At 69.6% G+C, this 8,031-nt stretch carries 7 protein-coding genes; 2 read left to right on the top strand and 5 right to left on the bottom strand.

Annotation, left to right across the window (positions count from 1 at the left end; genetic code table 11):
• Positions 1-451: 451 nt before the first annotated feature.
• The 3 genes from D588_RS0116040 to sufT form a co-directional block, all read right to left on the bottom strand.
• Positions 452-2,227 carry a S8 family peptidase gene (locus D588_RS0116040; RefSeq protein WP_017916701.1) on the bottom strand — a complete coding sequence of 592 codons (1,776 nt, stop codon included), beginning with the start codon at positions 2,225-2,227 and terminating at the stop codon, positions 452-454.
• A gap of 578 nt (positions 2,228-2,805) precedes the next feature.
• Positions 2,806-3,906, bottom strand: coding sequence for a branched-chain amino acid aminotransferase (locus D588_RS0116035; protein ID WP_010341242.1), 1,101 nt, complete (start codon positions 3,904-3,906; stop codon positions 2,806-2,808).
• 109 nt (positions 3,907-4,015) lie between these two features.
• On the bottom strand, positions 4,016-4,567 hold the full coding sequence (gene sufT, locus D588_RS0116030) for a putative Fe-S cluster assembly protein SufT (RefSeq protein WP_017909071.1): 552 nt from the start codon (positions 4,565-4,567) through the stop codon (positions 4,016-4,018).
• A gap of 105 nt (positions 4,568-4,672) precedes the next feature.
• Here sufT and D588_RS0116025 point away from each other — a divergent pair, with 105 nt between their 5' ends.
• The gene (locus D588_RS0116025) at positions 4,673-5,092 is read left to right on the top strand and encodes a hypothetical protein (protein ID WP_017916700.1); all 420 of its coding nucleotides are present in this window, start codon (positions 4,673-4,675) and stop codon (positions 5,090-5,092) included.
• 174 nt (positions 5,093-5,266) lie between these two features.
• Here the strand turns inward: D588_RS0116025 and D588_RS0116020 are convergent, their stop codons facing one another.
• Together D588_RS0116020 and D588_RS0116015 are read right to left on the bottom strand one after the other, a co-directional pair.
• A complete protein-coding gene (locus D588_RS0116020) occupies positions 5,267-6,736 on the bottom strand; it encodes an NAD(P)(+) transhydrogenase (Re/Si-specific) subunit beta (RefSeq protein ID WP_026143782.1) in 1,470 nt (489 codons plus the stop codon).
• Between the two features lie 104 nt (positions 6,737-6,840).
• Complete coding sequence (locus D588_RS0116015) at positions 6,841-7,152, bottom strand: NAD(P) transhydrogenase subunit alpha (RefSeq protein ID WP_010341238.1); 312 nt, start codon at positions 7,150-7,152, stop codon at positions 6,841-6,843.
• A gap of 164 nt (positions 7,153-7,316) precedes the next feature.
• Here D588_RS0116015 and D588_RS0116010 point away from each other — a divergent pair, with 164 nt between their 5' ends.
• On the top strand, positions 7,317-7,892 hold the full coding sequence (locus tag D588_RS0116010; protein WP_017909518.1) for an RNA polymerase sigma factor: 576 nt from the start codon (positions 7,317-7,319) through the stop codon (positions 7,890-7,892).
• Positions 7,893-8,031: the final 139 nt, after the last annotated feature.

Here is an 8,031-nt window from a genome sequence, read left to right as displayed (position 1 = left end):
AGCGGCGGTGCCGGCGGCTGCCAGCAGCAAAAGGCACGCGGCGCTGCGGCGCCGAAGCACGCTGTACTCGAACATGAGACTCCCCCCGGGCTGTACACGTGGCGCAGTCGGCCGTCCACCGCGCAGGTTCGAACGTGGCGGTGCAGGCCGCAGCCACCGCGTACGCGACAGCCGCAGGACGGTCCTGCACCGCGGATAGCGGCAAGGCGCGGATCGGGTGGAGGGCGCAAGCGGCGCAACGTGCAGATCTGTGATCGGCGACGAGCCCGGCTGCGGAATGCATCAAGACGACCGGACCAGGGCGGCCGGACGCGGACGCGGCACAAACAAAAAGCCCCGCGCCGAAGCGCGGGGCGACCGAGAGTGGCGGCGGCGGCGTCCTGGCCGACCGCTGCGATCCGGCACCGGGAGGTGCGCGGCGGCCATGGCGCGGCCGCCGCGACGGAGTGCCTCAGTAGTCGGCCTTCAGGCTGACACCGGAGAACGTGCTGTACGCCTTCACCCGCACGTAGTAGGTGCCGGCCTGCGGGGAGTTGAAGGTGCAGCTCTCGTTGTTGCCGTTCTTGTACGGACGGCAGTCGTAGGCCGAGTCGGTCGGCGCGCTGCCGAAGCGCACGTACAGGTCGGCATCGCCGCTGCCGCCGGAGGTGGTGACCACCAGGCTGCTGGCGCCGGACGGCACCTTGACCGTGTAGTTCAGCGAGGAACCGCTGTTGGCGCTGAGGTTGGTGACCGCCACGCCATCCTGCAGTTCGTTGCTGCTGCCACCGCCACCACCACCACCACCGCTGCTGCCGCCGTTCAACGCCGCGGTGACCGCCGCGTTGGCGTCGAGCAGGCCGGCGCCGCAACCCTGCGAGCAGGAGAAGCTGGCCGCGGTGTTCTTGATGGTGCTTTCCACCTGCGCCGGGGTCAGCGCGGTCGGCGCCACCGACTGCATCAGCGCGACCACGCCGGCCACGTGCGGGGTCGCCATCGAGGTGCCGTTGTACGAGGCGTAGCTCGGGTTGCCCGGGGTGGTGGTGCCGTCGTTGAGCGTGGACAGGATGTTCGAGCCCGGCGCGGAGATGTCGATGCCCGCGCCGTAGTTCGAGTAGCTGGCCTTGGCCCGCGACGAGGTGGTCGCCGCCACCGCGATCACGTTGTTGCAGTTGGCCGGCACCGAGCTGGACACGTTGGTCGAGCTGTTGCCCGCCGCCACCACCACCGTGGTGCCGCGGCTGACCGCGCCGTTGATGGCGTTCTGGTAGGTGCTCGAGCAGGTGCCGCTGCCGCCCAGCGACATGTTGATGACTTCGGCCGGGTTCTGGTTGGTCGGCACGCCGCTGACGGTGCCGCCGGAGGCCCAGGTGATCGCATCGGCGATGTCGGAGGTATAGCCGCCGCACTTGCCGAGCACGCGCACCGGCAGGATCTTGGCCTTGAACGCGGTGCCGGCCACGCCGGTGCCGTTGTTGGTGACCGCGGCGATGGTGCCGGCCACATGGGTGCCGTGCCAGCTGGAATTGGAGGCGGGCGAACCGGAGTAGCACTCGCCGGCAGCGGCCCAGTCGCCTTCGTCGGCCGGGTTGCTGTCGCGGCCGTTGCCGTCGCGCGCCGAATCCGCATCGCTGATGAAGTCGTAGCCCTGCAGGACGTTGGCGTTGAGGTCCGGGTGGCTGGTGATGCCGGTGTCGATCACCGCCACGACCACGCCGTCGCCGCTGGCCTTGTCCCAGGCCGAGCGCACGTTGATGCCGGCGTTGGTGGTGCCGAAGGCCCACTGGTCGCCCAGGCGCGGATCGTTCGGAGTCAGCGCGATGGTCATGCGCTGGTCGACCTCGACGTATTCGACGTTCGGGTCGGCGGCGATCTGCCGCATCAGCGTCTCGGCCTCGGCGCGGTCCAGCGGACGGCTGGCCTTGACCACTTCCGGACCCACCGCCAGGCGGCGCAGGCTGGTCAGGCCGAGCGCGCGACCGTTCTTGGCCGGCAGCGCGGCGGCGGCCGACTGCAGCGTCGCGCGCAGCGCCGCCGAGGGCGCCGCAGCGGCGGCGGACGCGCTGGAGATGCTGACCGGCGCGGCATCGCGGGTCTTGACGATGAAGCGCTGCACGGTCGGCTCGGAAGACAGGCCGGAGAGGTTCACGTCACCGGCGAAGGCTGGGGTGGCCAACAGCAGCGAAGTGAGAGCGGAGGCGCCCAGCACGACCAGCCACGGACGCTGGCGCGACCCACGATGCGACATTTCGGACATTCGGACTTCCTTTCGGTTGAGTAGCCGCCTGATGGCGGTGTTCCGCGCCGCACCGGTCCGGTCGAAACCTGAACCTGGCGTGCGTTGCGAGCCCGGTCGGATGGCGTGTTGCCGACCATTCATCGACGCTAGCTCAGTACAAGCGCGTATGGAGCAGGGTGTGACGGAAATCCGTTGTACAAAGCGAAGAAATGCAATGAACGTCGATGTCATAAAGAGAACTGCACCTCATTTTTGCTGCGATGCAGCATGGAAAGACGCCAGACTCGGCAAATCAGGGGCAGATTTTTGGCTCCCGCGCGACACACGGGACAAGAAAAGGAGACAGTGGATACAGACGACAGAGGTCGCCTGCATGGCAGCGCCATACATCGGGACGGACACGGAATGTCCGGGGAGCGGACTCCCGGGAAGGCGCGATGCGGAGGCGGGGCGGCGACACATCGCACGCCCCGGCGCACCAGCGCGGACGTCGCCGGCGATGGTCGACGCTGTCGGACCATGCGCCAAGTGGCATGAGGTCCATTCGCCAGGGCAGCCGACAGCCGCCCCAGCGTTGGGCGCTCGGCTCAGCCCAGCCGCACCAGCCAGCCGTGGCGGTCGGCCACGCGGCCGTACTGGATGTCGGTGAGTTCCTGGCGCAGCGACAGCGTCACCGGGCCGGCGGGCGCGGTCAGGTCGCCGACCGCGAAGTCCTTGCCCTTGAGCTGGCCGATCGGGGTCACCACCGCGGCGGTGCCGCAGGCGAACACCTCGGCGATCTCGCCCGAGGCCACGCCGTCGCGCCACTCGTCGATGCTCACCTGCCGCTCCACCACCTGCATGCCGCGGTCGCGGGCCAGTTGCAGGATGCTGTCGCGGGTGATGCCTTCCAGGATGCTGCCCGACAGCGCCGGGGTGACCAGGCTGCCGTCGCGCATCACCAGGAACACGTTCATGCCGCCCAGTTCCTCGATGTACTTGCCCTCGACCGGATCGAGGAACAGCACCTGCGAGCAGCCCTGCGCCTGCGCCTGCTGCTGCGGCAGCAGCGAGGCGGCGTAGTTGCCGCCGCACTTGGCCGCGCCGGTGCCGCCCTTGGCGGCGCGCGCGTAGTCGGTGGACAGCCAGATCGCCACCGGCGCCACGCCCTTGGCGAAATAGGCGCCGGCCGGGCTGGCGATGACGTAGTAGCCGGCCTTCTGCGCGGCGCGCACGCCCAGGAAGGCCTCGTTGGCGATCATGAACGGACGGAAATACAGGCTGGTCTCCGGCGCCGACGGCACCCACGCCGCATCCACCGCGATCAGCTGCCGCAGCGATTCCACGAACAGCTCCACCGGCAGCTCCGGCAGCGCCAGGCGCTGCGCCGAGCGCTGCAGGCGCTTGCCGTTGGCCTCCGGGCGGAAGGTCCAGATCGAGCCGTCGGCATGGCGGTAGGCCTTGATGCCTTCGAAGATCTCCTGGCCGTAGTGCAGCACCGAGGCGGCCGGATCCAGCGCCAGCGGGCCGTAGGCGCGCACTTCGGCGTCGTGCCAGCCCTGCTCGCGGCTCCATTCGATGGCGACCATGTGGTCGGTGAAATAGTTGCCGAAGCCCGGCGCGGCAAGGATCTGCGCGCGCGCCTCGGCGCTGCGCGCGGCGGTGGACGGGGTCAGGCGGAACTGCGTGGACGGCTCGGTAGCGGACACCGGGAATTCCTGTGGTAGTCGAGGGATGGCCAGGGCCGCAGCGTCGTGGCGACGGCAGCGGCGGCGCCCGATCGGGCTCCGTCGCGACGCGCGAAGCGTCGCGCGCGGGTCAGAGCATGCCGGTTTCCAGGCGCGCGGCCTCGGACATCATATGCCGGCCCCACGGCGGATCGAACACCAGCTCGACGTCGGCCTCGGCGATGGTCGGGATCATTTCCAGTTTGCTGCGCACGTCGTCGACCAGGATCTCGCCCATGCCGCAGCCGGGCGCGGTCAGGGTCATCTTGACCTCGACGGTGCGCTGGCCATCCTCGCGCGCATGCATGGTCACGTCGTAGATCAGCCCCAGATCGACGATGTTGAACGGGATCTCGGGGTCGAAGCAGGTGCGCAATTGCTGCCAGATCAGGGCTTCGACCTGCTCGTCGCCGGCGTCCTCGGGCAGCTCCAGCCCCGGCGGCGGCTCCTTGCCGATGGCGTCGCCGTCCTTGCCGGCGATGCGGAACAGATTGCCCTCCACGAACACCGTGTAGCTGCCGCCCAGGGCCTGGGTGATATAGCCGTAGCTGCCGGCGGGCAGGGTCACCGCGTCGCCCTGCGGCACCATCACCGCGGCGCAATCGCGTTCGAATTGGACAGGTTCGCTGCTGCGTGAGTACATGGGGGCGATATGGGGCCAGGCCCCGCCGGTGCAAGTCGTGCAGTTTATCCGAGTGCGCGGGGCGCGCGCCGGAAGTATCCTGTACGCCTTCTCCGGGAACATCGAATGCCGCCTTCCTCCACGCCGGCCAGGCCCTCGCACTGGCTGTGGCCCCTGCTGCTCGCCATGGGCTGTTTCACCGCGCTGATCGCCTGGTTGCTGGTGGCGCTGTCGCTGGGTCGCCAGGCCGGCTGGATGGCCGTGGTGGTGGCGCTGGAGATCGCCTGGATGCTGCGTTTGGGCAACCTGCCGCGCGGCCCGCTGCGCATCGCCGTGGCGATGAGCGCCACGGTGCTGGTGATCGTCGCCGCCAACTGGGGCATCGCCGCCGCGCAGATGGGCGCGGGGTTGGGCCTGAACGTCTGGGATTCATCGCTGAAGATGGGCGCCCACTACGCCTGGACCCTGACCGTGCTGGCCAACAGCCCGGGCGACCTGCTGTGGCTGGGCATCGGCGTGGCCACGGCGTATTTCAGCGCGCGCTGAGCACGGCCGGAGCGCGGCGGACGCCGCTGGGTGGCGATGGTGGTTGCGACCTGATCACACCCCGATCATCCGCCTTGGCCATGAGGCGCATCGTTTTTGTAGGCGCGGCCGAAGCCGCTCCTGCGCCCTGCGCTCGCTACGTCACCCCTGCCCCGCCACTCCGCCCGCAACGGCTCAATGCCCGCCGCCATCCAGCGCCTTCAGTTCGCTGACCAGGGCGCCGGCCGCCTCGGCGCCGTCGCCGTACAGCATGCGGGTGTTGTCGGCATAGAACAGCGCGTTCTCGATGCCGGCGAAGCCGGTGCCCTTGCCGCGCTTGATGACGATGACGTTCCTGGAATTGACCACGTCCAGGATCGGCATGCCGTAGATCGGGCTGGCCGGGTCGGTCTTGGCCACCGGATTGACCACGTCGTTGGCGCCGATCACCAGTGACACGTCGGTGCTGGCGAACTCGGGGTTGATGTCGTCCATGTCGGCGATCAGGTCGTAGGGCACGCCGGCCTCGGCCAGCAGCACGTTCATATGCCCGGGCATGCGCCCGGCCACCGGGTGGATCGCGAACTTGACCTTGACTCCGCGCTCGATCAGCCGCTGCGCCAGTTCCCAGATCTTGTGCTGCGCCTGCGCCACCGCCATGCCGTAACCGGGCACGATCACCACGCGCTCGGCGTAGGCCATCATCGCCGCCACGTCGCCGGCCTCGATCGGCTTCTGGCTGCCGGCGATCGCCTGCGCCTGGCCGCCGCCGCCGAAGTTGGAGAACAGCACGCCGCGGATCGGCCGGTTCATCGCCTTGGCCATCAGCCGGGTCAGCAGGATGCCGGCCGCGCCGACCATCATGCCGGCGATGATCAGCGCCTCGTTGCCGAGCACGTAGCCCTCGAAGGCCACCGCCAGGCCGGTGAAGGCGTTGTACAGCGAGATCACCACCGGCATGTCGGCGCCGCCGATCGGCAGCGTCATCAGCACGCCCAGGGCCAGCGCCAGCACGAAGAACAGCACGATCGCCAGCGGACTCAGGCTGATCGCGGCCCAGGCGCCCACGCCCAGCATCGCCACGCACACCAGCAGGTTGAACGCCTGCTGCGCGGGGAAGGTGACGCGCTTGTCCAGGCGCCCGTCGAGCTTGGCCCAGGCGATGATCGAGCCGGACAGCGACACCGCGCCGATCGCCGAGCCGATCACCGCCAGCGCCAGCGTGGTCGCATCCGGCTGGCGCGCGGCCAGCGCGGCGATCGCGGCCTCGCTCCAGTGCGTGGTATCGCGGCGCATCAGGAACGAGAAGCGCAGCAGCTCCACCGCACCGATCGCCGCCGCCGAGCCGCCGCCCATGCCGTTGTACAGCGCGACCATCTGCGGCATGTCGGTGATCGCCACCTTCTTGGCGGAGATCCACGCCGCGGCGGTGCCGAGCACGATCGCCAGCACGATCAGCGGCAGGTTGTGCAGACCCGGCAGCAGGAAGGTGGCGGCGGTCGCCAGCAGCATGCCGAAACCGGCCCAGCGGATGCCGCTGCGCGCGGTCCTGGGCGAGGCCATGCGCTGCAGGCCGAGCAGGAACAGGGTGGCGGCGACCAGATAGCTGCTCTTGATCAGGATCGGCAACAGTTCCATCAGCACGCGTGCTCCGAAATAGGACATCTGCCCGAGTGGCAGAAAGTACGAGAGGACGCCCGGCGCGATGCCGAGCGGTGCCAGCAGGACGGCCACGGCCAACGCCGCGGCGGTGCGCCGATGCCGCGCATTCAATCCTTCGCCTTGGTCTTGGCCGCATCCGGCTTGCTGGACTTGAACATGTCCAGCATGCGCTCGGTCACCACATAGCCGCCGGCGGCATTGCCGGCGCCGAGCAGCACCGCGACGAAGCCGATGGCTTTCTCCAGGGTGGTGTCGGCATGCCCCAGCACCACCATCGCGCCGATCAGGACGATGCCATGGATGAAGTTGGAACCGGACATCAGCGGGGTGTGCAGGATCACCGGCACCCGCGAGATGATCACATGCCCGGCGATGGCCGCCAGCATGAAGATGTACAAGGCCACGAACCCGTCGCTCATCGCACCATTCTCCCGGGCGCCGCGCCCGTCCGCCGCATCATAACCGCGTGCTGAACCGCTGTGCGATGCCGGCATGCGCTTGCGCGAAGGCCGCGAGGCCCGGCCGGTCAACCACGCCCGCCACCGCGCGTTAACCACGGCATCCCCCTGCTGGAAGCTAAGCTGTGCTGGTGAGCACGCCCGCCCTCGCACCGCCATCGACCGATGCCGACACCGAACAGCGCCCGCTGCCGGCGTCGCTGGACGCGTTCCTGGCCGAGATCGGGCCGCGCGCGTTCCGCTTCGCCGAAGCCGGACTGCGCCAGCGCGAGGACGCGCTGGACGCGGTGCAGGACGCGATGATCAAGCTGCTGGCCTATCGCGAGCGCCCGGCGCAGGAATGGACGCCGCTGTTCTGGAGCATCCTGCGCCGGCGCATCATCGACCTGCAGCGCCGCCGCACCTTCCGCCTGCGCTTCTGGGCGCCGACCAGCGAGCGTGACGCGGACAGCCCGCCGGACTGGGCCGACGACGGCCCCAATCCGTCCGAGCAGCACGAGCGTCGGCAGACCCATGCGCGGCTGGTGACGGCACTGCGCGCGCTGCCTGCGCGTCAGCGCGAGGCCTTCACCCTGCGCGTACTGGAAGAGCTGGACGTGGCCACCACCGCACGCGCGATGGGCTGCTCGGAAGGCTCGGTAAAGACCCATCTGTCGCGCGCCCGCGAGGCGCTGCAGAAACATCTGGAGGACGTCCGATGACATCCGATCCCACCCGCCCGGCGGATTTCGACACGCAGATGCGCGCCGTCCACCAGGCCGGCTTGCAGGCCCTGCCCGCGCCGACCCTGGCGCGGCTGCGCGCCGCACGCCAGCAGGCCAGCCGTGCGCACGCGGCGCC

The sequence above is a fragment of the Xanthomonas sp. SHU 308 genome (assembly GCF_000364645.1).
Taxonomy (GTDB): domain Bacteria; phylum Pseudomonadota; class Gammaproteobacteria; order Xanthomonadales; family Xanthomonadaceae; genus Xanthomonas_A; species Xanthomonas_A sontii.
The sequence above is the reverse complement of the archived record's forward strand: the minus strand, read 5'-3'. Positions and strand labels throughout refer to the sequence as shown.